Annotated in this window: 23 protein-coding genes, 1 tRNA gene and 1 other RNA gene; 8 read left to right on the top strand and 17 right to left on the bottom strand. The window is 52.5% G+C overall.

Going from position 1 to position 23,872, the window contains the following annotated elements:
- The first annotated feature begins 22 nt into the window (after positions 1-22).
- Positions 23-616, top strand: coding sequence for a transcriptional repressor LexA (lexA, locus tag E0F26_RS08585; RefSeq protein WP_279241249.1), 594 nt, complete (start codon positions 23-25; stop codon positions 614-616).
- A 13-nt stretch (positions 617-629) separates the two neighbouring features.
- On the opposite strand, the gene E0F26_RS08580 is transcribed toward lexA, so the two are convergent.
- The 4 genes from E0F26_RS08580 to E0F26_RS08565 form a co-directional block, all read right to left on the bottom strand.
- Positions 630-890 carry a hypothetical protein gene (locus E0F26_RS08580; RefSeq protein WP_279241248.1) on the bottom strand — a complete coding sequence of 87 codons (261 nt, stop codon included), beginning with the start codon at positions 888-890 and terminating at the stop codon, positions 630-632.
- Between the two features lie 80 nt (positions 891-970).
- Positions 971-1,384 carry a hypothetical protein gene (locus tag E0F26_RS08575; RefSeq protein ID WP_279241247.1) on the bottom strand — a complete coding sequence of 138 codons (414 nt, stop codon included), beginning with the start codon at positions 1,382-1,384 and terminating at the stop codon, positions 971-973.
- A gap of 66 nt (positions 1,385-1,450) precedes the next feature.
- Positions 1,451-4,165, bottom strand: coding sequence for a type I DNA topoisomerase (topA, locus tag E0F26_RS08570; protein WP_279241246.1), 2,715 nt, complete (start codon positions 4,163-4,165; stop codon positions 1,451-1,453).
- A gap of 120 nt (positions 4,166-4,285) precedes the next feature.
- Complete coding sequence (locus E0F26_RS08565; protein ID WP_279241245.1) at positions 4,286-4,738, bottom strand: hypothetical protein; 453 nt, start codon at positions 4,736-4,738, stop codon at positions 4,286-4,288.
- Positions 4,739-4,810: 72 nt separating this feature from the next.
- On the opposite strand from E0F26_RS08565, the gene E0F26_RS08560 reads away from it, so the two are divergent.
- Positions 4,811-5,248 (top strand): universal stress protein, encoded by a 438-nt coding sequence (locus E0F26_RS08560; protein ID WP_279241244.1) that lies wholly within the window; start codon positions 4,811-4,813, stop codon positions 5,246-5,248.
- A gap of 2 nt (positions 5,249-5,250) precedes the next feature.
- Here the strand turns inward: E0F26_RS08560 and E0F26_RS08555 are convergent, their stop codons facing one another.
- Entirely contained in the window at positions 5,251-5,469 is a 219-nt protein-coding gene (locus tag E0F26_RS08555; protein ID WP_279241243.1) for a glutaredoxin family protein, read from the bottom strand.
- 60 nt (positions 5,470-5,529) lie between these two features.
- Between E0F26_RS08555 and E0F26_RS08550 the strand changes: the two genes are divergently transcribed.
- Positions 5,530-6,273 (top strand): TrmH family RNA methyltransferase, encoded by a 744-nt coding sequence (locus tag E0F26_RS08550; RefSeq protein WP_279241242.1) that lies wholly within the window; start codon positions 5,530-5,532, stop codon positions 6,271-6,273.
- 13 nt (positions 6,274-6,286) lie between these two features.
- On the opposite strand, the gene E0F26_RS08545 is transcribed toward E0F26_RS08550, so the two are convergent.
- The 10 genes from E0F26_RS08545 to ffs form a co-directional block, all read right to left on the bottom strand.
- Positions 6,287-8,500 (bottom strand): PQQ-dependent dehydrogenase, methanol/ethanol family, encoded by a 2,214-nt coding sequence (locus tag E0F26_RS08545; RefSeq protein ID WP_279241241.1) that lies wholly within the window; start codon positions 8,498-8,500, stop codon positions 6,287-6,289.
- A 70-nt stretch (positions 8,501-8,570) separates the two neighbouring features.
- Complete coding sequence (locus E0F26_RS08540) at positions 8,571-9,746, bottom strand: vWA domain-containing protein (protein ID WP_279241240.1); 1,176 nt, start codon at positions 9,744-9,746, stop codon at positions 8,571-8,573.
- Between the two features lie 11 nt (positions 9,747-9,757).
- The gene (locus tag E0F26_RS08535) at positions 9,758-10,606 is read right to left on the bottom strand and encodes an AAA family ATPase (protein ID WP_279241239.1); all 849 of its coding nucleotides are present in this window, start codon (positions 10,604-10,606) and stop codon (positions 9,758-9,760) included.
- A 96-nt stretch (positions 10,607-10,702) separates the two neighbouring features.
- The gene (locus E0F26_RS08530; RefSeq protein ID WP_279241238.1) at positions 10,703-11,038 is read right to left on the bottom strand and encodes a hypothetical protein; all 336 of its coding nucleotides are present in this window, start codon (positions 11,036-11,038) and stop codon (positions 10,703-10,705) included.
- Positions 11,035-11,280, bottom strand: coding sequence for a YcgL domain-containing protein (locus E0F26_RS08525; RefSeq protein ID WP_279241237.1), 246 nt, complete (start codon positions 11,278-11,280; stop codon positions 11,035-11,037). The genes E0F26_RS08530 and E0F26_RS08525 overlap by 4 nt, the downstream gene beginning before the upstream one ends.
- A gap of 22 nt (positions 11,281-11,302) precedes the next feature.
- On the bottom strand, positions 11,303-12,682 hold the full coding sequence (locus E0F26_RS08520) for an MATE family efflux transporter (protein WP_279241236.1): 1,380 nt from the start codon (positions 12,680-12,682) through the stop codon (positions 11,303-11,305).
- Positions 12,683-12,691: 9 nt separating this feature from the next.
- Entirely contained in the window at positions 12,692-13,795 is a 1,104-nt protein-coding gene (gene rnd / locus E0F26_RS08515; protein WP_279241235.1) for a ribonuclease D, read from the bottom strand.
- A complete protein-coding gene (recR, locus tag E0F26_RS08510; protein WP_279241234.1) occupies positions 13,792-14,397 on the bottom strand; it encodes a recombination mediator RecR in 606 nt (201 codons plus the stop codon). Before recR ends, rnd begins: the two co-directional genes overlap by 4 nt.
- 19 nt (positions 14,398-14,416) lie before the next feature.
- Positions 14,417-16,318, bottom strand: a complete 1,902-nt coding sequence (gene dnaX / locus E0F26_RS08505) for a DNA polymerase III subunit gamma/tau (RefSeq protein WP_279241233.1) — start codon at positions 16,316-16,318, stop codon at positions 14,417-14,419.
- 28 nt (positions 16,319-16,346) lie between these two features.
- Positions 16,347-16,443: signal recognition particle sRNA small type (gene ffs, locus E0F26_RS08500), an RNA gene on the bottom strand.
- Positions 16,444-16,624: 181 nt separating this feature from the next.
- Between ffs and E0F26_RS08495 the strand changes: the two genes are divergently transcribed.
- The 5 genes from E0F26_RS08495 to E0F26_RS08475 all read left to right on the top strand — a co-directional run bounded on the left by E0F26_RS08495 (position 16,625) and on the right by E0F26_RS08475 (position 22,011).
- Entirely contained in the window at positions 16,625-17,749 is a 1,125-nt protein-coding gene (locus tag E0F26_RS08495; RefSeq protein ID WP_279241232.1) for an efflux RND transporter periplasmic adaptor subunit, read from the top strand.
- Between the two features lie 8 nt (positions 17,750-17,757).
- A complete protein-coding gene (locus tag E0F26_RS08490) occupies positions 17,758-20,883 on the top strand; it encodes an efflux RND transporter permease subunit (protein ID WP_279241231.1) in 3,126 nt (1,041 codons plus the stop codon).
- Positions 20,880-21,488, top strand: a complete 609-nt coding sequence (locus E0F26_RS08485; protein ID WP_279241230.1) for a TetR/AcrR family transcriptional regulator — start codon at positions 20,880-20,882, stop codon at positions 21,486-21,488. The genes E0F26_RS08490 and E0F26_RS08485 overlap by 4 nt, the downstream gene beginning before the upstream one ends.
- Before the next feature lie 88 nt (positions 21,489-21,576).
- Complete coding sequence (locus E0F26_RS08480) at positions 21,577-21,894, top strand: hypothetical protein (RefSeq protein WP_279241229.1); 318 nt, start codon at positions 21,577-21,579, stop codon at positions 21,892-21,894.
- A 40-nt stretch (positions 21,895-21,934) separates the two neighbouring features.
- A tRNA-Arg gene (locus tag E0F26_RS08475) sits at positions 21,935-22,011 on the top strand.
- Between the two features lie 125 nt (positions 22,012-22,136).
- Here the strand turns inward: E0F26_RS08475 and E0F26_RS08470 are convergent.
- Positions 22,137-22,340, bottom strand: a complete 204-nt coding sequence (locus tag E0F26_RS08470; protein ID WP_279241228.1) for a flagellin — start codon at positions 22,338-22,340, stop codon at positions 22,137-22,139.
- A gap of 148 nt (positions 22,341-22,488) precedes the next feature.
- On the bottom strand, positions 22,489-23,394 hold the full coding sequence (locus E0F26_RS08465; RefSeq protein ID WP_279241227.1) for an energy transducer TonB: 906 nt from the start codon (positions 23,392-23,394) through the stop codon (positions 22,489-22,491).
- Positions 23,395-23,872 lie beyond the last annotated feature (478 nt).

Raw genomic sequence — 23,872 nt, 5'->3', positions numbered from 1 at the left:
GGAAATCGAAAGGAGTAGCACTATGGCAAAGTTGACCGCGCGCCAACAGCAAGTAATGGATGTCATCAAGGGTAGTATCGACACAACCGGCATGCCGCCTACCCGCGCTGATATCGCACGAACACTCGGTTTTAAGTCGGCAAATGCCGCAGAGGAGCACTTAAAAGCGCTCGCCAAAAAGGGCGTGATTGAGTTAGTCGCCGGCACATCTCGCGGTATTAGACTAACAGAGCAAAACGGCATCCCAATTGTTGGCCGCGTGGCGGCGGGCGCACCACTACTGGCCCAGGAACACATTGAGGACTATTGCGATTTGAGCTCAACTTTTTTCTCACCGCCTGCGCATTACTTTTTACAGGTGTGCGGCGACAGCATGGTCGATGCAGGAATCTTCGATGGCGACCTTCTCGCCGTGCACAGCACTTCACAGGTTCGACAAGGCCAAATTGCTGTCGTGCGTATCGATGACGAGGTGACGGTCAAGCGTTGGAACAGGCTCAGTGATACTCGCGTTGACTTGGTTGCAGAAAACGACGCCTACGAGCCCATTCAGCTGGACTTAAGCCAAGACTCTGTCGCGATAGAGGGGATAAGTGTCGGCGTGATCCGCCGGTAGTGCGAACCGCTTGTTAATGCAGCGTTCGCGACTCAGATGCCTCAGCAGCGTCCGAAGACTCGATTTCTACACCAGTCATCTCCGCGATCTTTGCTGCCGCTTGAATCCCAGCTTGAATCATAACCTTTGCAACTTCGAGGTTATTCTCCATGAGATAGGCACTCGCCTCTTCCGAAAATTGGATGCTCACTAATGGCTCTGAATCGTCGTCTGCTCTTTGCAGAACGACCTCACCATCACCCAAATCAACAATTTCTAAAAGCGACGTAGACATCTGACAACCTCACAATATGTCGTGTTGTTTTACCGACAGTAACACTATAGATCGGGTTTTGCCACAAAGGCGCGGTAGTTTCATGACTCGTCAATCGCATCAGCAACCCGACCAATTAGGGCCTCAAGCTTCTCATAGATCTCTGCCGCTGACGCCGAATTAAATTGCTGACGCGTGACCGCCAACACATTTTTTGGACGCCGAGGGGACAATCCCGGGGATATGGGTTGCAAGAGGTCGGCCAGCCAACCGTCTTGCTCCAAGTTCGCCATCTCGCGAACCTCAGGTGATACCGCTATGCCAGCTGCGAGAGACGGCAGCGCGCGTGCTGAGTGCGGTGGATCGTTGGGCAAATTTACCACGCGTTGACAAGCAAGTAGCTGCCAACCGTAAGCATTGAGTAAGTGCAGTCTCGTTGCAGGTGCAAAAGCGGCGTCGATGGCTGGCGCCGCCTGCTCCTTCGCTGTTTCAGCCCGCCGCCAAGCATCAATCATGATTGATGCCATATACAAAGAGTGATTTGCGTAGGATTGGGCCTGACTCAATCTAAGGTCTCTGACTTATTTCTTGGACTTAGACGAAGCGGCGGCTTTCGATTTCGCCTTCGCACGTGGTTTGGCCTTTGCTTTCTTTTTCGGAGCAGGCTTACCCGACCCCTCCGCTACCCATCCGGATGCATTGAAGTAAGCTTTCCAGCCCGTTGCCTTGCCATCCACCTCAGTCATGACGTACTGCTCTTTGGTCTTTCGACTAAAGCGGATCTGTGTTCGATTTGACGCATCATCGACCCGCGGCGCATCCAATAAGAAATGATACTTGGGGTCCAACTCAGCCTGATGCCCAAGAAGCTCGTCAACAAACGGCGCTCGCGTCTCTCTATGTTTCGGAAACTGACTCGCCGCTAAAAACAAACCGGCCGCACCATCGCGCAAAATATAATGATCTTCCACCTTTACGCACTGCAACTCCGGCATGGGAATCGGATCCATTTTAGGTGGCGCCGCCTCCCCGTTTCGCAGTAGCTTGCGGGTGTTTGAGCATTCAGAATTGGTACAACCAAAATACTTGCCAAAGCGCCCCGTCCTGAGTTGCATTTCAGAACCGCATTTGTCGCACTCAAGTGTTGGACCATCATAGCCTTTGATCTTAAAACTACCTTGCTCAACGAGATAACCGTCGCAATCGGGGTTGTTACCGCACACGTGAAGCTTTTGTGTCTCATCGATCAGATAACTGTCCATCGCCGTATTGCATTTGGGGCAACGCTCCTTGCTAAGCAACAAGCGTGATTCCGCCTCATCATCAGCATCCGCGGAGACTGCCTCATCGCCGGGAATCAGATTCATGGTGTTCTTACACCGCTCTTTTGGCGGCAAGTTGTAACCCGAACAACCTAGGAATACGCCGGTACTGGCGGTCCTAATTTGCATTGGCCGACCGCATTTTGTGCAAGCAATCCCCGTCGCGGTGGGCTCGTTAGCCTGCATACTGCCCTCGCCCGGGCTTTCTGCTAACTCAAGCTTGCTGCGAAAATCGTCGTAAAAGGCATCCAGTACATCACGCCAGTCTTTTCGGCCCTCTGCAACCTCGTCGAGATTCTCTTCCATTGAAGCCGTGAACCCGTAATCGAGAAGGTCTTCGAAGCTCTCCTGAAGACGTTGGGTCACGATGTCGCCCATTTTCTCGGCGTAAAATCGGCGGTTCTCAAGCTTGACGTAACCACGATCTTGAATGGTTGAAATAATGGCCGCGTAAGTCGATGGACGTCCAATGCCGCGCTTTTCAAGCTCCCTTACAAGGCTTGCTTCACCGTAACGAGCTGGAGGCTTGGTAAAATGCTGTGAAGGCAACAGCTCACTCAGAATAAGCGCATCACCTGTCTTGTAATCTGGCAATATCGCGTCATCGCCTTTTCGCGCCACAGGCGTTTGAACGCGTGTGTATCCGTCGAACTCAACTACCCTGCCTTTTGCTGTCATATCGTATTCAGCGGCAGTGACAGTGAGCGTCGTACTCAAATAGCGTGCCGGTGTCATTTGACAGGCTACAAATTGCCGCCATATCAACTCGTACAAGCGCTGAGCGTCTCTCTCCGCGTCTTTTAGCGTCTCCGCCCGCAATCGGACGTTGGATGGACGTATCGCTTCGTGGGCTTCCTGAGCGCCTTCTCGCGCGCCGTAACGATTAGGCGCGTCAGGCAAGTACGCCGCTGAAAAATGCTCGGTAATATAATCGCGGCAGGAAGCCACCGATTCACTGCTCAAATTCGTAGAGTCAGTTCGCATATAAGTAATATGCCCTGCCTCATAAAGGCGTTGTGCCAGCGTCATGGTCTTTTTGACGCTGAAACCAAGGCGTGTGCTTGCGGCTTGTTGCAGCGTTGACGTAATAAAGGGGGCTGAAGGACGTGACGTCGTTTTACGCGCCTCCAGATCAGACACCGTATACGCCGCATCTGACAGGGCCGACACCGCCAATGCGGCATCAGACTCTGACTTTGGTTCGAATGCCTTCCCTTGGTATCTGACCACTTCAAATCGAACGCTTGGATCGCCCGTTCGCTGTAAATCAGCATGAAGTTGCCAATATTCTTCTGGGACGAAAGCGCGAACCTCTCGTTCGCGCTCGACTATGAGGCGTACCGCTACGGATTGAACACGTCCCGCAGAAAGACCTCGCGCAATCTTTGCCCATAAAAGCGGTGACACTTCAAAGCCAACAACTCGATCTAAAAATCGTCGCGCTTGTTGCGCATAAACACGGTTGGTATCGAGCTGGGTGGGTTTAGCAAAAGACTCTTGAATCGCACGCTTTGTAATCTCGTTAAAAACCACTCGTTGGTAACGAGCGTCATCGCCACCAATGATCTCCTTGAGGTGCCATGCAATGGCCTCCCCCTCTCGATCCAAATCGGTGGCAAGATAAATAGCGTCGGCAGACTTTGCGAGCTTCTTGAGCTCATCGACCACTTTCTCTTTGCCTGGCAATATCTCGTAGCGAGCGGCCCAACCGTTCTTAGGGTCAACACCCATTCGTCGCACAAGTTGCTCTCGCTTCTTCTTAGCTTGGTATCTTAGCTTTTCATCAGGCGCCATTTTGCGGGTAATCGCCGCCTGGGCAGCACGCTCTTTTGGATCTGAGGTCGGTGCACTGCCTGCCGTAGGCAAATCACGAACGTGCCCGACACTCGACTTCACAATGAAGTCTGAACCCAAATATTTATTGATCGTCTTTGCTTTTGCGGGCGATTCGACGATAACCAGTGATTTACCCATGAGCTAACTTTTGCTTCCGACATGACATTTAGGGACGACAGGATCGTCGTTGACGGCGGAGTGTACGGGACAAAGACGGGCAGAGGTCAAGCACTTAATATGAATTTGCCTATGTCAAAGCTATTCAAAACCGTGGTCACTCACTAAGGAGTCAATGACTGTGATGACCTTATCCACGGCCTCCACGTTCCCTTTTTCGTCCCAGAAAACCGAGACATAATCTTCACTAAGCTCAACAATGTGAGCACCGTCAGGGAGCGATAGCACACTTCCTGTTAGCGGTTTTTCGAGAGGAACACTGCACCAGACGCCCAATGACCTGACCGCAACTTGGGGATGATCGAACGACAGATGTCGGTCAACACGTCTTCGCCGGTAAGCGACGAGGGACAAGTCTGAGGGCATCCGAAATCGAGCGGGAATATCCGGGGTCGACCCTAATTTCACGATAACCCCCCTGTCCATTGCATGCTCCCTGACCTTCGCCTCATAGCGTTGAGCTTCCGACGGTAACGCAGACACCAATGGGGCAATCGCAACTGCAATAATCAATAAGATCCATACGATCGACATAGGCGCCTCTACTAGTGCTGGAAATCCGAGCGCGGTATTCTCTGCTTACTAGGGGATACCGCAGGTTTTATTATGGCTTATAAACGACTACTTGTTGCCATCGATCTGGGCGCAACATCCGATAAAATTGCAACTAAAGCTGCGACGTTGGCACGAAATCAACAGGCGGAAATTCACGTTCTTCACATTGTGGAGCCGTTGTCACTCACTTATGGAGCGGACCTTCATCTTGACACCTCGGAGCTGCAAGAGGAGATCAACGAGCAGGCCGACACCCACCTTACTCGCTTGGCAGCACACCTGAACATCCCAGAGCAGCACTGCCATCTGCGAAGCGGACGACCAGAGCATGAGATCCCCACTTTGGCCAAGCAAATCGGTGCCGACCTTATCGTGTTAGGCAGCCACGGTAGATGGGGTTTAGAGCTGCTACTGGGGACCACGACCGATAGTGTTCTGGGCGCTGCAGACTGCGATGTCTTGGCCGTCAGAGTCGATCGCGAAAAATAGGATTAAGCGTAAAACCGCTCTATATCAAGCGTGTCGAACGGCCACCCGAGCTCAGCTTTATCGCTACGCTGCAAGACGGGAATACGAACACCGTAAATTCTTATAAGATCCACATCTCGGCTAATATCGACCGCATTAAATGCCAAACCTAAGTAATCAAGCATCTCCTCGGCCTGCTCACACAGATGACAACCCGGACTCGTATATAGTGTCAGACTCATTGAGCCAACTACCCTCTCTCGTTTGTGTGATAAGCAGCCAAATACTAAACTGAGCCGCGCATGGATTTATCGAAAACTCTCACTGTATATGGTCGAAAGCCCGTTCTCGAGGCCTTGAGGGACCCTACACTCGACCCTCATCGCCTGCACCTGGCCGATAAAAACAAGCCGGGCGGCATTATAAGTGAGATCGAAACAGCCGCAAAAAATCGGTCAATTCCAATCGCTCACCATGACCGACTGGCGTTGTCCCGCATCTCAAAAAATGGCAAACAAGACCAAGGCGTTGCGCTGGACCTTTTCTGCCCTAACTTCAGCACACTCGATATATTTTTGACGGATTTTGAGCGAAACCCCGAGAGGAAGTTCAAGGCCCTGCTTTTGGATGGCATCACAAACCCGCAAAATGTCGGCATGATCATCCGATCAAGCTGTGCTGCAGGCATTGATGCCATTTTTTATCCAAAAAAATCAGTAGCCACACTGGGGCCTTTGGTCATTAAAGCGTCGGTTGGAACAGCCTTCAGAGCACCTATCGTTTTTTGTGAGGAGGCATTTAGCTGCGCGACAGCGCTCAAAGCGCGAGGCGTGCAGATCGCCGTTATGGATAGCCACGCGACGCTGTCACTCTTTGAGCATCAGAAGGAAGCGAGCACGGTTTTCGTATTGGGGGGCGAAACAGAGGGCGCCTCCGAGACAATAAAAAACGCAGCGAACTTGTCGCTACGTATACCTATGAAGAATGGCGTTGAATCCCTAAACGTCGCTGTAACCGCAGCGCTTATCGGATTTTTAAGCCAATAAGCGCCCGCGAGGTCTACTGATCGCCGGCCACCGCCAAGTCTGGCGCCTCAGCGTTCCCATTTTCTACTGCTAACCAGGCCTGGCGCAGAACGTAAGTTCTTATCGCCTCAATTTCATTGTCATCGAGACGATCACCAAACGCGATCATACCCGTGTCGGTCAGTGCACCGTCCCGGACAATCGCCTGCCATGACTGCTCGCTGGCAGCCATAGCCGACCACCGGAGATCGGGTAATACACCAGATCCAATTGCGTAGGCACCGTGACAGAACATGCAGTTTTCGGCGAAGCGCTGCATTCCTAACTGCCATGATCCTGCATCACCCGCGAGCGCAGCCTTAGGGGTTTCCACAACGTTGTAATCGAGTGGGTTGGGCATTTCCGCCGTGCCGCCCAGCTTAAATGTAATCACCCTACCGGGTTCGGCGGAAACGGGCTTATCGAGCGCAATACCGTAAATGAGATTCGACGTACTGCCCCAACCGGACAAGACAGATACGTATTGTTCACCATCGATCTCATAGGTCATCGGAGCCGCTGATGCATCTCCCGACAACTTACTGGACCATACGCGGCTCCCAGTCGTTGCATCATAAGCAACAAACTCACCTGCTTTATTACCCTGAAAAACAAGGCCACCGTCGGTACTCAAGGTGCCTCCGTTGAACGCCTGTGGAAATGGCACCATCCAAGCTGGCGCCCCTTTTACCGGGTCCCAGGCAACTAATGTTCCACCGTCGAGTGTCTTGGTAAATTCCAGCGTGCCCTCCGGGAACTCAAACGCCCAGCCGGCAGCATAGTCGTAGCCAATATTCCAAAGAGAATTCGCGTTCTCGCCCTGCTCGGTTCGTGCGTAAACCATAGGCAACTGAACATTGGTGGGGATGTAAACCAGCCCTGTGTCAGGATTAAATGACATGGGATGCCAGTTATGACCACCTGTGGGTCCGGGGTAAACAGCAAAATTATCGAGGTCGATCGCCTCCTGTACGATGACGGGGCGGCCATTCTCGTCGACCTCTCCGGTTGTCCAGTTCTGCTCTGCAAACGGAATTGCCGATAGCAGCTCACCGTCGGCGGCATCCAGCACGTAGAAGAAGCCATTCTTAGGCGCCTGCATGACAACACGGCGCATAGCGCCGTCGACTCCCATTGGGAGCTCAGCGAGTATCATTTGCTGTGTTGCAGTGTAATCCCATTGATCGCGCGGTGTCGTTTGGTAATGCCAGCGGTAAGCGCCGGTATCAGCATCCACCGCAAGTATTGAAGAGAGAAAGAGGTTGTCATACGCGCCACTGAAGTCGCCCTCTGGGTCGCGCACCGACGCGTTCCAGGGTGAGCCATTACCGACGCCTATCAGCACCTGATCATTCACCGTGTCATACACAATCGAGTCCCAAACCGTGCCGCCCCCACCGTCTGTGGTCCACGCACCGGTATCCCCCCAGCTGTCGTTTGCTAGCTTAGCGAAGATCGCATCTGAAGCTGCGCCGTCCGGCTCTTTGTTGGGGTTCGGTACGGTGTAGAAGCGCCAAGCCTCCTCACCCGTTTCGACATTATAAGCCGTCACGTAACCTCTCACGCCCAGCTCAGCACCTGAGTTCCCAATGATGACCTTGTCTTTGAAGACCCTGGGAGCACCTGTGATGGTATAGGGCTTGGATTGATCTACCGTGACATTACTCCACAAGACCGCGCCCGTTTCTGCATCAAGCGCTTCCAAGCGCCCGTCAAATACGCCAACGAATACTTTGCCGTTGTGCACGGCAACTCCTCGGTTCACAACGTCACAACAGCCCTTAGCCGCGTCTTCACCCGAAACCTGAGGATCATAGGTCCACAATTCCTCACCCGTCTTCGCGTCGATTGCATAGACGACAGACCAAGAGCCTGACACATACATCACCCCGTCAACCACAATCGGAGTGGCTTCAGCGCCACGTGGTTTATCCATCGTGTAAACCCAACCAACGCCCAACTCTTGAATGGTGTCTCCGTTGACCGAGGCCAAAGAAGAGTGGCGTGTCTCATCGTAGGAACCGCCGTAGCTCAGCCACATCTCAGGCTCTTCGGCTGCATTCATAAGTCGTGCCATATCAACCGCAGCGGCGCCATTCTCTGGAGCCACACCCGCCTCGGAGGCAATATCAGCAGGCGCGTCAGAGCCACCACACGCAGAGAGCATGGCAATGGTAACCAGACTTGCAAAAACGTTTTTTGTAGACATCCAAGGGTCCTCAGAGTTTTGTTGTTATTTCCCTGAGTCTAGCCAATGTCGGAAGGATGTGGAACCTCGTTTATTTGGCCAAAAAGCCCATCGCATCCTCTAAACCGCCTAGGGTCAGAGGATACATTTTTTGTTCCATCAGTTGATTTGTGATCGAGATAGATTGCGTAAATTGCCACTCATCCTCAGGAACCGGATTTAGCCAGACACACTTCTCGTATGTGCCGCGTAAACGCTCTAACCACATGGCACCTGGCTCTTCATTCCAGTGCTCGACGCTGCCACCTGGCTGGACAATCTCGTACGGCGACATAGAGGCGTCACCAACGATAACCACTTTATAGTCGTGTCCGAACTTGTGCATGACATCATGAAGTGCCGTGCGCTGGTTATGACGACGAATATTATTTTCCCAAACGTTATCGTAAAGGAAGTTGTGGAAGTAAAAGTGCTTTAAGTGCTTAAACTCGCTTCGCGCAGCTGAGAACAACTCCTCGCACACCTTAACGTGCGGATCCATCGAGCCACCCACATCTAGAAACAGCAAAACCTTAACCGCGTTATGCCGCTCCGGAACCATCTTGATATCTAAAAATCCGGCATTTCGAGCCGTCGAGCTAATCGTGTCGTCGAGGTCGAGCTCATCGGCTGAGCCCGTTCGTGCAAACTTCCGCAGGCGACGCAGCGCCACTTTGATGTTTCGGGTACCAATTTCTACGCCATCATCGAGATTTTTAAAGTCTCGTCGATCCCAAACCTTAACGGCTTTCTTGTTCTTACCTTGTCCGCCGACCCGAATGCCTTCAGGGTGAAAACCGTCATTACCAAACGGAGAGGTTCCGCCGGTACCGACCCATTTGTTTCCTCCCTCGTGGCGCTTTTCCTGTTCCTCGAGCCGTTTTTTAAACTCGTCAATCAGCTTTTCTAGCCCGCCCAGCGACTCGATCTTGGCTTTGTCTTCCTCCGAAAGCTGCTTGACGAACTCAGAGCGAAGCCAATCGTCAGGAATTAAGGCTTCGATCACATCGTCGACCCCCTCCAGATCACGAAAGTGCAGACCAAACGCTCGGTCAAACCGGTCGTAATATTTCTCGTCCTTCACCATGACCGCGCGGGACAGGTTGTAAAAATCGTCAATGCTGCCAAAGACGAGCTGCTTGTTCATTGCAGCAAGCAAGTCCAATAGCTCTCTTGGTGTTACGGGAACACCGCCATCTTTTAGCGCCTGAAAGAAATTGACGAGCATCGAACTACCCCTTACTGATTACTCTCACGACGGTGCATGAACGCCAATCGCTCAAGGAGTTGCACATCCTGCTCGTTTTTCACAAGTGCACCATAAAGTGGTGGGATTGCTTTGGACTGATCACGGTTCTTGAGCACTTCATCCGGAATATCGTCCGCCATGAGGAGTTTCAGCCAGTCGATTAACTCAGAGGTTGAGGGCTTTTTCTTTAAACCTGGAATTCCGCGTAGCTCAAAGAATACCTCGAGCGCTTCCTGCACAAGGTCTTGCTTAATGGTGGGGTAATGAACATCAATAATCTGCCGCATGGTGTCGCGGTCAGGAAAATTAATGAAGTGGAAGAAGCAGCGGCGCAAGAACGCGTCAGGCAATTCTTTCTCGTTATTTGACGTGATAATGATAATGGGCCGGTGCTTCGCTTTAACAGTCTCTCCCGTCTCGTAGACAAAGAACTCCATCTTATCGAGCTCTACCAGCAAGTCATTTGGAAACTCAATATCGGCTTTATCCACTTCATCGATAAGAAGAACCACTTGTTCGTCGGCATCAAATGCTTCCCAGAGCTTCCCGCGCTTGATGTAGTTAGCGATGTCGTGCACACCCTCTCCACCCAACTGCGAGTCGCGCAGTCGAGACACCGCGTCATACTCATACAGGCCCTGTTGTGCCTTGGTCGTAGATTTGATGTGCCACTGAATCAGCTTCATTCCCAAACCGCCGGCAACTTCCTCTGCAAGCATGGTTTTGCCGGTACCCGGTTCTCCCTTGATAAGCAGTGGCCTTTGCAACGCAACCGCGGCATCTACCGCCATGCGGAGATCGTCAGTTGCTACGTAGTTTTCGGTTCCGGTGAATTTCATTTTACAGCTCCCTACAGTCGAGACGTGAGACTAACGGATGATGTGGTGGTTTTCGAGATGTTTTACCCAGTGGGACGTTATTTGAGATCAGTACGCTTATAGACGAGAAGTAGACAGCCGCGCCCAAATTAGACCGCAGATCACGCCGGTCACTGCACCGGCGCCTAGCATCATAAGTGCGCCACCCGCTGCTTCGAGCCCACCGGCAAATAACCAGTTGAACAAGGCTGTGACCAAGGCAGGCGCCAATGTTTCTGCCTCGCTTGACGCGTAACTGGGCACCAACAGCACCCCCGAGATCAAACCTGTTAAAGCGCAGCCCAGTCGGTATGAGAGCCCCGAGAGCAGCATGCGGTGAATGAGCCTCGCACCCGCGCAGGCTGCGACGATGTAGATGGCCATGGCGAATACGTAACTGATCGATGTCATCATGACCGCGCGAACTCCGCAGGTGGTAGTTGAAGGTAGTAACCAACTTCAGCGATGGCGGCTAGCACCTCGCTGCCCGAGCATCGGACCAGTTGCCGCTCTGGCACCAGATCCAATTCCACGACATCTCTCAACTCACCTAACAACGACAAGAGCGCCTCGGGGAGTTCTGCCACATCCTGATCGGCCGGCACGAACAAATACGTATCCGCCTTGCGCTGACCTGCGAGCACTCTCACCAACATACAACTATTCCTTTGAACCCTATTAGCTTACCGCAATGAACCGGTCAGTAACTCGCCTTAGGTAAAACGAGAGAGTGACAGCTCTCACCACAACAAATATAACCATCGCCCACCAGAGACCTTGCAGGCCCAGGGTATCGCCAAGGCACCAGACGGCGGCCAGAAACACCATTACCGACAGTATAGACGCGTCCCGCATTTCTCGTGTCTTGGACGTTCCAATAAAAACACCGTCTAGTTGGAATGCCGGGAACGACGCGAAGACATAAACAGCACAAATCGATAAGAGCGTCTTCGATAAAACAATGACCTCGTCGATGTCGGTAATTAACTCCACTAAAACCCCACCTGCGAGGGCGACGAGCCCCGCCAGAACAAACGCCGTCAGGCCCGCAAGAACGGTTGTTTTGCGCAGTGCGGCATCAAAAAACGGCTTGTTTTTTGCGCCATAACTTTGCCCGGCTTCTGCTTCTGCCACGTAAGCAAACCCATCTAAGAAAAACGCGGTAAACGCCATTATTTGCAACACAATGTGGGTTGCACCTAAGGCAACCACACCGTACTTCGCCGCCTCGTTGGTAAAATATGCAAAGGCAAAAACAAGTAGTAACGTGCGTATCATAATGTCGATATTTGCACGGATTAAGGCTGACATTTCCGACAAGTCACGGATCCGTTGCCAAGGCCAGAGGGCACTGACAGTGTCCCCGGCCTCGTACACTTGACTCAGGTGAGCTCGGAGCCGATAGAACGCAATGAGACAGGTGCTTATCTCGGCAATCACGGTTCCTATGGCAATTCCCTGGGCGCCAAGCCCGAGTACGCCCGCAGCGATAATATCGAGGAGCATATTCAGGGCGTTGAGAAAGACCTGCAACCTCAGAAGCTCTCGAGGCTCGCCCAAGCCGATCCACACGCCCATAATGACGAAGATGACGAGCGTCGCAGGTGCGCCCCAAATTCGCGTAAAGAAGTATGTCTTTGCCACACTTTCGACCCCCTCATCCCCAGATAAGAGTGCAAAACTAAGTGTGCCAATCGGTAACTGCAGTAGAAGAAGTGTGCCTCCCACCACGAGTGCCATTAGGCAGGCCCGCCCAAAAATTACTCGCACCTCCTCTTCATCGCCCGCGCCAAATGCCCGCGCAACAAACCCGGTCGTCCCCATGCGAAGAAAACCAAAGCTCCAGTAAACGAATGAGAAAATCAGTGCGCCGAGGGCTATTGCCCCAAGATCTACTACCGATCCTGTATTCCCGATAACAGCCGTATCGACAAGCCCCAATAACGGTACCGACGCATTTGCCAAAATAAAGGGCCACGCCATGGCAATGAGATCGGCATAGTTTTTGGGTTCTGGATGTTTGGTGCTGGCACCAGCGTCCTCGGCTCGCGTATTCACGTAAAGGGGCTAGCTCGTTGGTGCGGTGGCGGTGTTAAGTGACTCGAGTAACTCAGCCACGATAATTTCGTACCGCCATCCCGAAAGCTCTTTCGGTAAGGGGATCGTCTGCTTTTTTGCCTGAATAAGCGACTCAAAGTCTCGTGTCGATAACAAAAGTTGAGGCGCAACACCCAGCACATCGGCGAGTGCTTGGACTCTCTCCGTCATAGTGACGATCCAATCTCGCTCGATCCCTCGCGCGGGCGCGGGCCAGATCACCTCGGTCGTGGAGCCGCCGAGCGACTCCAAAATGATCGAGATTAGCTTCTCGCCACGCTTGCGAATAATCGCCTCCTGAAGGCCCTCTATTTGCTTAAGTTGTGAAATATGATCGGGCGCTCGGCGAGCGAGTGCTACCATGACCTTATCGGGTAAAATCCAAGTCCGAGGCCTGTCTAGGCGTTGCGCTTCACCTTCTCGCCAAGCAATAAGCGCCGCAAGTATGGCCTGCTCACTGGTACTTAACTTCCAAGCCGACTTAAATTTGCTCGCAACGCCCCTGCCACCCGGTTTTTGATTAGCGGTATCCTCATAAACCCAAGCGAGTCGCCCAGATTCGTCTGCCTCGTCATGCAGATCCTCACCGATCTTGCGCAGATGGCTTACATCAAGCGCTGCATAATTGAGTTGCTTGTCAGTCAGAGGACGTTTCAACCAATCTGAAGTGGTCTCCTCCTTTGATATTTCAACGCCGACAAACTGCTCAACCATCGGCCGGTAGCCAACGCCAAAGCCGTATCCGAGGTACCCCATCACCCGCTGTGTATCGAAGAGTGGCGTGGGAAGGATGCCGAGCCAGTGGGCAAATACTTCTAAGTCTTCGCTTGGACTATGTAAAAGCTTGACGATGGACTCATTTAACAGCAGCACCTTGAGTCCGGAAAAGTCAGAAAGCTCTGTAGGATCAAGTAGATATGAAACATCTCTCCAGCAAAGCTGAACTAAGGCAACTTGCGGATAAAACGTATCTCGCCGCCGAAACTCCGTGTCGACAGCAACGAAGCGCTCGCTTTCGTGCTCCGCAAGAACCTCATTGAGTCGCCTATCGGATGTAATTAATTCAAACGTCATTCTGGGCTCACCACTTTTCTGCCGCCCAATGCATGAGCAAGTGTCGTTGCGTCGATATATTCGAGTTCGCCACCCAGGGGAACACCGTGGGCAATCCGGCTCACAAGGATTTTATTGCGATTCGCCATTTCAGCAATGTAATGCCCGGTGGCCTCACCCTCGACCGTTGGATTCGTTGCCAAAATAACCTCGCTTATTGTCTCTTGCTCGAGCAGAACCTCTAAGCTGTCCAAACCTAGCTCCTTTGGGCCAATACCATCGAGGGGTGATAAATGCCCCATAAGAACGAAATAAAGCCCGCGGTAACTTCCGGTGTGCTCAATCGCCAGAACATCGGCCGGTGTCTCAACAACGCACAGGAGTGAATCGTCCCGCTTGGGATCACCGCAGATCTCACAAATGGTGAGCTCGGTAAAGTTCCGGCATCGCTGGCATTGCTGGACGCGCGAAAGCGCGGCCAACAAAGCCTCGCCCAACGACTCGGCTGCCTCTCGATCTCTTTCCAATAAGTGGAGCGTCATACGCTGCGCAGATTTGGGGCCCACGCCAGGGAGATGACGTAAAGCATCGATTAAATCCTGAATTGCGGGACTCATTTTCATTGAGACATCGCTCCTTGCATCATAGCTCTGTCAGCGGCGGCTTAACCGAATTAGGTATCACGACGGCATCAAAATCAACGAGTAGTGCCGACAAACAATCGTCTTCCTCCAGCGCTGTCTGAGCGGCCTGCAGACGCTGCTGCTCTAGAATTTCACGATGCCTCGCCGGTGTATTGTCGCTCGTCGCTGCAATTGACACTTGCACCTCAACCGCATCTTCGAGCATTTCTTCCATGGCAGACGCCAAGCCTCGCTGATGTCGCTCGTTATACAAGGTTGCATTATCTTGAGCGATGGCAAAGCAAAGCGTTCGGTCGTAGGTCTTAATGAGCTCGAAATGCGACGCAACGTTGTGTATCACGCCCTTGAGGTCCAAGCCGTTAAAGAAGTCGGGCCAAGAGCCTGGCGTTGGCAAGTCATCGTCAGGCGCTTTAGCGCCCTCAGGAATTGGGCTTGCCTGTTGCTCGACACAGCGATCGGAGTCGTCATTATCTTTCACGACAACCGCAGGTTTTTCCTCAGCACGCGATACGCTCTCAGCGTTGGGCTCCTCAGAGATTCCAGATGGCCTCGAACCGTGATTTCGGTTCGAAGCATGCGTGCCACCTACTGCGGCGTTATCACCACTAACTCGGTTACCGCCGATAGCCGAATCGGGCTCGGAAGCGCTCGATGGCGGCACGACAGATGAGTCTGACGCCGTGGCATCAGTAGGTAAATCAGAGCGTCCCAAGGCTGTTGGTGCAACCTGAGTTGACGGTACCGGAGTCGCCACCGGCATCACCGGTGGTTCAGACTTTTTTGCTGGGGGTGCCTCGTGAGCATCAGAAATGATGACCGCCGGACGGAAGGCAATCATCCGTAAAACCGCCATATCAAGACCACTTCGTGGATCCGATGCAAGAACAAGGTCGCGCTTACTCGCAACCGCCATTTGCCAAAGTAACTGTGTGTCGTCGGTTGTCAGGTGCTTGGCCAGCTCCTGTAATCGAGAAAACTCTGGTGAGGCCTCGTCTAAGCTGCCTGGCACGGCCTGCTCAATCGCAATTTGATGAAGAATTCCACTCAACTCGTCGAGCGCTCCGGAGTAATCTGGCGAATGTGTTGCCAAGTCGTCAACCACGGCTAAGGCCTGCTGCACATCGCTCGTTGAAATGGCCTGGAGTAAATCCAACACTTTGGTACGCGAGACCGTACCCAACATTGCACGGACGTCATCACCGACCAACTTCCCGGATCCATGGGCAATAGCTTGATCCGTCAAAGACAAGGCATCGCGCATTGAACCCTCGGCGCCCCGGGCTAACAGGGCCAGCGATTCGTCATCAAAGCTTACACTTTCCTCGCTCAAAACATGTTTCAGGTGCTCTATTATTTGCCCAGGCACCATGTTCTTGAGATTAAACTGCAGACAGCGCGATAAGACGGTGGCTGGGAGTTTTTGTGGATCTGTTGTCGCTAACAAGAATTTAACGTGGGAGGGTGGCTCCTCTAACGTTTTGAGCAGCGCATTAAAGCTGTGGTTGGACAGCATGTGCACTTCGTCTATCAGGTAGATTTTGAAACGTGATCGTGTCGGCGCGTACTGCACGTTATCGAGTAGTTCTCGTGTGTCCTCAACCTTAGTGCGCGATGCCGCATCAACTTCCAGCACGTCAACGCTTCGGCCCTCGGCAATTTCAACGCAACTTGCGCACACGCCGCAGGGCGTTGCAGTAACACCCTCTTCGCAATTGAGGCTTTTTGCGATAAGTCGAGCAACCGTCGTCTTACCCACACCACGCGTGCCCGTAAAGAGGTAAGCATGGTGCAGGCGCTCTGACTCCAACGCGGTCGTGAGTGCCCTCACTACGTGCTCTTGTCCAACCATCTCTGAGAAGTTGGATGGTCTCCACTTTCGCGCAAGAACTTGATAACTCATAGTGTGCCCGATGGTTATATGGAGGTGACTCGAACAGCCACACCTCGGCACCCGAGTTGATAACTACCGTTGCTCCCTTCCGGGCCTGGCGGGGTTCGCTACCTATCGCTGCGAGGGGACCGTTCGAGCCACCATAACGCTTGCCGCTGGGCAAGGTCGCAAAGTGTCTCGAAATCGTCCTCCCTAAGCAAGTGAATAAGCGATAAATGGTAGTCATTGTCGACGTAGACAGTAAGCGGGCACAGTCGCACTCCAATGTTAATATTGATAACATATAAGTTAATGCTGTTAACATGGGACTTGACCATGACGCCACGATTTTTCTTTACAACACTCTTCAGTGCTTTGGGCGCTGCGGGTATCGTCATTTTTGGCTCAAACGCAATAGAAGCCAACGTAAAACCCACGATCTCCAGCGAGGCACAACCTTTACCCGTGAAGGTGACGCCCTACAACCTCGAGGAGAGCTACTCCGTCACGACTCGCTTTCTTGGCGTCGTGGAGGCCGCGACCGACAGTAATGTGGGCTTTGAGGTGGCGGGCGTGCTCGCGAGCCTCACAGCAAAGGAAGGCGACTTTGTAACTACCGGTCAAGTATTGGGTGAACTCGATACTCGACAGCAGCGCGCCGCACTGTCTCTGGCGCGTGCCCAAGAAAAAGAGGTTGCTGCACAACTACGACTGGCCGAATTAAATTACGAACGGGTCGATGCCCTGTTAGACCAATCGCTGGTTTCGCAGCGTGACGCTGACGATGCCCGTCTAACTCTCCAAGCGACCAGCGCTCGCCTCGAAACGACTCAAGCAAGTGTTCGTAATGCGGAAATCGTAATCGAGAAAAGTCGTTTAGTTGCACCCTTCGACGCCGTCGTTTCACAAAAGATAAGTGAACCTGGAAGTATCATAGGCCCAAATGTCCCTGTCCTCAGATTAGTTTCGGTCGGTGAGCGTGAAGCCCATGTCGGCATCTCCCCAAAATCTGCGGATATTGCGCTAGTAGGACAGGAATACACCTTATTGGTAGAGGGCAAGGCGATAACCGCCAAACTGCGAAGCATAGGCGCTGATGTTGACCCCCAGACGCTTACGGTCTTAGCTGTTTTAACGATTCCTGAGGAACATGCCTTGCGAGTGGGTCAAACGCTTGCCCTCGCGTTTGTGGAGCGCGTGCAATCCAAAGGTGGCTGGCTCCCAATAACCGCGCTTCTTGAGGGCGACAAGGGTCTCTGGACCGTTCTCGTTACCAAGGAAAATGCTGAAGGCGAGACCGTCACTGCGCGAGAGAGTGTGGAAGTTGTCCACAGCGAAGGCGATCGCGTCTTCGTCCGTGGAACCGTAGCAAACAAAACGAATGTCATTGCATCGGGCATGCAACGCCTCAGCCCGGGGTCACCCGTTGAGATCGTCCCTGACATTCGCACCGTTAACTGAGTACGCCCATGATTGCCACAAGCCTCTACCAAAATGGGCGTTATCTCGCCCTGCTCATACTGTCCATCATTGTCGTTGGGGTGACTTCCTACAGCAGCTTGGGACGCCAGGAAGACCCCTCGATCACCCCGTTTGTTGCCTCAGTTCAGACTTTTTACCCCGGCGCCAGTCCCGCGCGAGTGGAGAGTTTGGTGACAAAGCCACTCGAAGATGCTCTGCGCGAACACCCAGATGTAAAGGAGATCGACTCGACTTCGATTAATGGCGTGTCAAGCATCATCATCGAGGCGGATTACTATTTATCTCGCGCTGATATAAAACGTGTCTGGTCGGAACTGCGGGGCAAGGTCGATCGCGTTGCCGCTGACCTTCCTGATGGCGCGACAAAACCTGTTTTTGATGACGACCTCTTCACCAGCTTTGTCAAAATCGTGGCCGTAAGCACCGATGAAGGCGTCGACATCTCGCCCTCTCTGTTGCGACGTGAGGCACTTCGGCTCGCCGACGCGGCGCGTAAAGTGCCGCAGACCAGGCGCGTCAAGCATTATGGCCTGCCCGATGAAGAGATTAATGTTGAGATTGACGGCACCGCACTGAGTACGCTGGGTCTCTCCATCGAGGATGTAGCGAGAACGCTTTCGCTGGCCGACGCGCGAGTACCTGCTGGCAAACTCGCAGCACCTACCACAGCGTTAACTATCGAGGTCTCAGGCGATTTTGACAATGTAGAGGCGGTTAGAGAAACATTCATCAAGTCAGATCGCGATAACCTTACGGGGCTTCGAATCAGTGATATCGCGACGGTAAGCAAGTCAGAATCCGATCCACCATCCCGTTTAGCCTTATCTAACGGACGCAGATCTGTGCTGCTTGCTGTCGAGATGAAAGAGGGCTACCAGGTCGATAGATACAGCGCAGCTTTCGATGCGTTTCTAGAGGCGTATCGCGCTGATGCTGCTGAGGGCCTGAGTATTGAGACTACGTATGATCAGAGTGGCTACACTGAAGCTCGACTCGCAGGCGTAGCCTCTAACATCGTTGCCGGCATCACCATCGTTGTTGCCGTACTTTTTATTACCCTCGGATGGCGTGCGGCCCTCATCGTCGCCGTCAGCCTTCCTCTGTGCACCTTGTTATCCATGTTGGTGTTGAACTACTTAAACGTCCCAATCCATCAGCTATCACTGACAGGGCTAGTCGTCGCGCTTGGTTTGTTGGTAGATGGCTCGATAGTCGTCACCGATGAAGTCCGGAAAAATCTGCTCCGAGGAGACGATCCGCTAGAGGCTTTGCAAAAGGCCGTGAATCGTATGACGGTCCCGCTCGTCAGTGCCACGGCCACCACTGTTCTCGCCTTTACCCCCATGGCGATATTAGAGGGTCCGTCCGGTGACTTTCTGGGGAGTTTGGCGACCTGTGTCATCGTAATGCTTATCATGAGCCTATTGCTCGCACTCACTGTGACGCCGGCGCTCGGCGGTCGTTTATTGCCTGGTGCCCTAAGCGAGAATCCTACTTGGTGGCGGTCAGGGATTGTCTTGCCACGAACAAAAGACCTGTTCGCAGCGTCAATCGACTGGTCACTGAAATACCCCATGGCATCAGTACTTCTCGCCGCTTCCATACCACTGCTGGGGTTTGCCAGCGTATCCACCTTGACCGAGCAATTTTTCCCGGGCACCGATAGAGATCAGTTGTACTTGCGGGTAGAGATGCCAAAAAGCGCAGGAATTGAGTCAACGCTCGAACTTGTCCGAAAGCTTGATGATGACCTCAAGGCTGAGCCCTTAATACGGCGGGTTGATTGGTCTGTTGGCGAGAGCCCCCCTGCTTTTTACTACAATTTGCGCTCCAACAAACGTAACGCGCCGGACTGGGCCGAGGGCATGGTCCTTACCCGGGATGAAAATCAAACCAATGCGTTAATTCGACGCCTTCAGAAAGACTTCGATCGCAAGTATCCATTAGCACAAATACTCGTACTGGGGATTGATCAAGGTCCACCGGTTGATGCGCCCCTGGAGGTGATTCTTTATGGGCCAAATACACACACACTCCGTGTTTTAGGAGAGCAATTTCGGCAGCGATTACAGGAGCTACCGGACATTACACACACCAAACTCTCCATTAGTCCTGCAGCACCCAAGGTCGAGTTCGAACTTGACGATGAAAAGCTTAGGCGGTTGGGTCTAGAAAGGAGTCAAATTGCCTCGCTAGTCGATGGTTATTTGCGCGGCCGGTTTGGCGGCGCGGTCATCGAGGACACCGAGCAGCTTCCTGTGCGGACGAAGCTGGAGCGAGACACTTGGCAAAAAAGCGATACGCTACTCGACCTGCAAATTCCGCTTCCTGGGCAGCCGGGTAAACCGCGTTTCGTGCCTCTGTCAGCGTTGGGAGGACTCAATATTGTGCCCGACGATGCACCAATAGGTCGACGAGGCGGCGAACGCATCAATCAAATTCAAGCCTTTCTGACGCGCGGTGTACTGCCCGAGGAGGCACTCAAGCTGCTTCGCAAATCACTAAAAGAGGACCCTATTCCACTTCCAAATGGCTACCGTTATAGCTTTGGTGGCGACAGTGGTGAACGAGCCGATGTCGTCAACGACTTAATTGGACCCGTGGGGCTTGTGATTTCGCTGCTGCTAGCAACCATTATGCTGACTTTTAATTCGTGGCGATTGACTGCACTCGCCTTTGGGGTACTTACCTGTGCATTTGGACTCAGCTTTCTTGCCCTCGCGCTCTTCCGCTATCCGCTGGGCATTATGGCGCTCGTGGGAGTTGTTGGCTCCATTGGTGTCGCCATCAACGCCTGCATCATTATATTAACGTCCTTCCAACAATCCTCCGCGGCTGCGAGCGGTGACAAAAGAGCCATGCGCGATGAGGTCATCGACTCGAGCCGTCACATCATATCGACCACGTTGACCACCTTTGGCGGCTTTTTACCTCTCATCCTTGAAGGCAGTCAGTTCTGGCCGCCCTTTGCGATGGCCATTGCCGGTGGGGTTTTATTATCGACCATCATCTCCTTTTATTTGGTGCCACCCGCCTATGTGCTACTTGGCTCGCCAAGGGACAACCGAATCGAACGAGCTCAGGCTAAGGCGTCCAAAGGAGCTTTCGCATGAATCAGGCAATCACGCCCTATCATCACGGCGATTTACGTAACTGCGCGATCATCGCCGCGGCAGAGCTTATTGAGGCCATGGGTAGCTACGACATCACCATTGCTCAAGTTGCTAAGCGCACGGGTGTCAGTGCTCCCGCGCTTTATCGACACTTTAAGGACAAAGATGCGCTGCTGACCGCAGTGCGAGAGCTCGCTCATATTGGCATTATGGAATACACCACTAGCGCACAAGACAAAGTCGAGCACGGGACACTCGAGCACCTCGATGCACTTGGCGCCGCGTACCTGCGCTTTGCCATGGACAAAAAAGCGTTTTTTGGCCTCATGTGGGAAAACCATGGCGATGCCGATGAGCGACGCGCTGAAGCACGGGCAAAACGAACAGGGTTTCAATTAGTTCATGAGGCCATTGAGCTCTACTTCAGAAAGCACCGACCTGAGTCTGTCGATACGGCGTTACAGACCGCCACGCTTTTGTGGTCAACCGCGCATGGTATTGCCACACTGCAACATAATCGCCTCTTGGATACCTTTGACGAAGATGCGGATGCCGATGCGCTACTACGGACTGCAACCCGCGCCATTTTAAGCGTTGCGGTCTGAGGCTTCCCATGAGGCTCGACTCGGCGACGAAGGTTTTATACATTCCCCATCGTGACTAATTTTGTAAATGCAATGTGCGGTTGAAAACATGGCTGACGCCTCTACATCTCTCTGGCTTATCGCCTCATTTATTGGTCTTTGGCTGGGTTTTAGGCTCAGTCACTCAATGCATGAAGGCGCCGCTGATTCCCGAGCTCCCAACACGGCCCGGGCGCTTGTAACCACCTACTGCTTATCGATCACGACGATTCTGGTAGAGGTGGCCACAACCGATTCGCTCCCAAGCTCTATACAGATCAGTTGTCTGCTAATCGCCGCTGTAACCGCGATCATGCAACTGCTGCAAATTTGGACTGAAAAACCGATGCCTGGTAAGGACTGCCAAGGTCGCGATATCGTGGAATAACCCCGATAGTTTATGCCATACTCGCGCCCGCATACCCTCTGCGCCCATAGCACAACCGGATAGTGCAGCCGCCTTCTAAGCGGCAGGTTCCAGGTTCGAGTCCTGGTGGGCGCGCCACCTCCCAAAAAAAAATAATAAATATCAAATGCCTTGAGGGTGATCTGCACTCATATTTACTAGCGTTAAGGCTAGAGCCTCAGGACCGAGGGCTTGAGACGAGGCATATAGCTGTATCAGGTGAATTAAAGGTCCGACAGTAACCTTAGAACCATCTCTGGTCGCGAATTAGCCTGAGCTAACATAGACATAGACGCCTGTTGCAGTATCTGATGTTTTGCCAGCTTTGCTTTTTCAGCTGCGTAGTCAGCATCAACAATACGAGGCTTGGCAGCAGAATCTCCTCTGGTGATCTGAACGGTGCTTAAGGGCCACTCAACACGGCTCATTTGAACGCCTACTTCTCACTTGCCAAATTTAAATTTTCTATACTCCGGTGTGCAGCGGCCATTGAGAGGCTAAACGAGGGTTTTACCTCCAATCTCATGGCACTAAAGGGTATTCCTCAGCCCAAGGGTCACCTTTTTTCTGAGCATTTCATTCGGTCCGCTCTTGCTCGACCTTGGATCTGCCAATGGCGATGATCTGCGACTCTAGATGGTTTCTTTGCGTTTGAATCACCTCGTTAAGTTCCTTGGGAATTCCACGGTAAAGCCCTACGTTCTCCATTGCTCGTAACAAATACAAGGATTGAGCAAGCTCCTGATCGTCAATTAACGTTAAGGAAATCGCATATTTTGTCAGCGCCTCAGCAACTAGGGGCTTAGCGACTGAATTTCCCGTATTGAGGTATTCCTCGAGTAAAAATGCATTTCCTAGATCAACAACCTGCTGGTCATCCCCCACTTCGTAAAAATGATCTATAGCGATTACCATCGCTTTTGTACCAAAGTGCCAATATCGATCTCCGCCTTCCCTCAAGAACGTAGAGAAGTGTTGAATAGCCGCGGTTTTGTTACCTGATTCCCAAGCGGCATTACCAAGGTAGTATTCAAAAACGTCACTCTCATCTCGGCGCTCGAGCGCATATTCTCTAAGGCCCTCCCAGTCTTCAGATTCGAAGAACTTCTGCAATGTCCGTACTTGGCCTTTGTTAAGATCCAATAACTGTTGATTCTCGTCATGGTCGGTTCGCCCCGTAAGATCGAGCATTCGAAAGGCCAATCCAACGTTCGCCAACCTCTCAGCACCCTTTAGAGACTCCGGAGTCTTTAGGAATTTATATTCACTGAATGCCTTTTCAGCGGCATATCGAAATTCTTTGCAAAAGGGACCCTCTAGCTCCCATCGCCAACGAAGCTTAATATCTCTTGTTCGCCCTGACTCGCAGTAAAGGGTCTCTACATCGCTTACCGTGCCCTGGTCTGATATCACCAAAACGGCTTCTACCACTGCTTGCCACCGGGATCGCTCTGCTACTGCAGGGTATTTGGGGTCAGCCATGTAAACAGGGCCGGCTAAATCCAAAAGCCCCAGGAAAAAATTTAGTTCCGAAAATCGACAGAAGGAATTATCCGCCCTTTGACACGAGCGATAACGACTCACCTCCTGTTGGTACAGGACCTCGAGTCCTTTTTGTAAGAAGCGACCGTTATCACTAGCGACCGTGCTGGAGGCGAACAGGGTAGAAGCAAAAAAAGTGTAAAGCAGGAATCTCATGGACGGTCGTTACAAATGGGAGTACTTAAAAGCTATATCACGCTATCGGAAAATCAAGTTTGCAACTCCTTGAGGTGACGATGGTGACAGCCGAAAGAAAGTCAGCCTCTGATGGACCAACCCAAATCCAACACCAGTCCAACGATCCCAATCCCGGCCTGGCGTCTAAAGACCTATCTTTCCGAATTTGCTTCTGAAGTATCGAGCGGGGAACAACTGCGACAGTGACGAGAGTTCTGCCTCCCCTCTTTTAGTTGCGGCT

The sequence above is a fragment of the Candidatus Paraluminiphilus aquimaris genome, from assembly GCF_026230195.1.
Lineage (GTDB): Bacteria > Pseudomonadota > Gammaproteobacteria > Pseudomonadales > Halieaceae > Luminiphilus > Luminiphilus aquimaris.
This window is presented reverse-complemented; position numbering and strand designations above follow the sequence as displayed.

Bases quoted from the DNA above. Each gene is read 5' to 3' on its own strand.
- E0F26_RS08565 (WP_279241245.1), bottom strand. From the start codon at position 4,738: ATGTCGATCGTATGGATCTTATTGATTATTGCAGTTGCGATTGCCCCA.
- E0F26_RS08465 (WP_279241227.1), bottom strand. From the start codon at position 23,394: ATGGCTGACCCCAAATACCCTGCAGTAGCAGAGCGATCCCGGTGGCAA.
- dnaX (WP_279241233.1), bottom strand. From the start codon at position 16,318: ATGAGTTATCAAGTTCTTGCGCGAAAGTGGAGACCATCCAACTTCTCA.
- E0F26_RS08525 (WP_279241237.1), bottom strand. From the start codon at position 11,280: ATGTTGGTGAGAGTGCTCGCAGGTCAGCGCAAGGCGGATACGTATTTG.
- E0F26_RS08575 (WP_279241247.1), bottom strand. From the start codon at position 1,384: ATGATTGATGCTTGGCGGCGGGCTGAAACAGCGAAGGAGCAGGCGGCG.
- E0F26_RS08485 (WP_279241230.1), top strand. From the start codon at position 20,880: ATGAATCAGGCAATCACGCCCTATCATCACGGCGATTTACGTAACTGC.
- E0F26_RS08560 (WP_279241244.1), top strand. From the start codon at position 4,811: ATGGCTTATAAACGACTACTTGTTGCCATCGATCTGGGCGCAACATCC.
- E0F26_RS08480 (WP_279241229.1), top strand. From the start codon at position 21,577: ATGGCTGACGCCTCTACATCTCTCTGGCTTATCGCCTCATTTATTGGT.
- lexA (WP_279241249.1), top strand. From the start codon at position 23: ATGGCAAAGTTGACCGCGCGCCAACAGCAAGTAATGGATGTCATCAAG.
- E0F26_RS08545 (WP_279241241.1), bottom strand. From the start codon at position 8,500: ATGTCTACAAAAAACGTTTTTGCAAGTCTGGTTACCATTGCCATGCTC.
- E0F26_RS08555 (WP_279241243.1), bottom strand. From the start codon at position 5,469: ATGAGTCTGACACTATATACGAGTCCGGGTTGTCATCTGTGTGAGCAG.
- E0F26_RS08535 (WP_279241239.1), bottom strand. From the start codon at position 10,606: ATGAAATTCACCGGAACCGAAAACTACGTAGCAACTGACGATCTCCGC.
- E0F26_RS08495 (WP_279241232.1), top strand. From the start codon at position 16,625: ATGACGCCACGATTTTTCTTTACAACACTCTTCAGTGCTTTGGGCGCT.
- E0F26_RS08470 (WP_279241228.1), bottom strand. From the start codon at position 22,340: ATGAGCCGTGTTGAGTGGCCCTTAAGCACCGTTCAGATCACCAGAGGA.
- E0F26_RS08490 (WP_279241231.1), top strand. From the start codon at position 17,758: ATGATTGCCACAAGCCTCTACCAAAATGGGCGTTATCTCGCCCTGCTC.
- rnd (WP_279241235.1), bottom strand. From the start codon at position 13,795: ATGACGTTTGAATTAATTACATCCGATAGGCGACTCAATGAGGTTCTT.
- E0F26_RS08540 (WP_279241240.1), bottom strand. From the start codon at position 9,746: ATGCTCGTCAATTTCTTTCAGGCGCTAAAAGATGGCGGTGTTCCCGTA.
- E0F26_RS08580 (WP_279241248.1), bottom strand. From the start codon at position 890: ATGTCTACGTCGCTTTTAGAAATTGTTGATTTGGGTGATGGTGAGGTC.
- topA (WP_279241246.1), bottom strand. From the start codon at position 4,165: ATGGGTAAATCACTGGTTATCGTCGAATCGCCCGCAAAAGCAAAGACG.
- recR (WP_279241234.1), bottom strand. From the start codon at position 14,397: ATGAAAATGAGTCCCGCAATTCAGGATTTAATCGATGCTTTACGTCAT.
- E0F26_RS08550 (WP_279241242.1), top strand. From the start codon at position 5,530: ATGGATTTATCGAAAACTCTCACTGTATATGGTCGAAAGCCCGTTCTC.
- E0F26_RS08530 (WP_279241238.1), bottom strand. From the start codon at position 11,038: ATGATGACATCGATCAGTTACGTATTCGCCATGGCCATCTACATCGTC.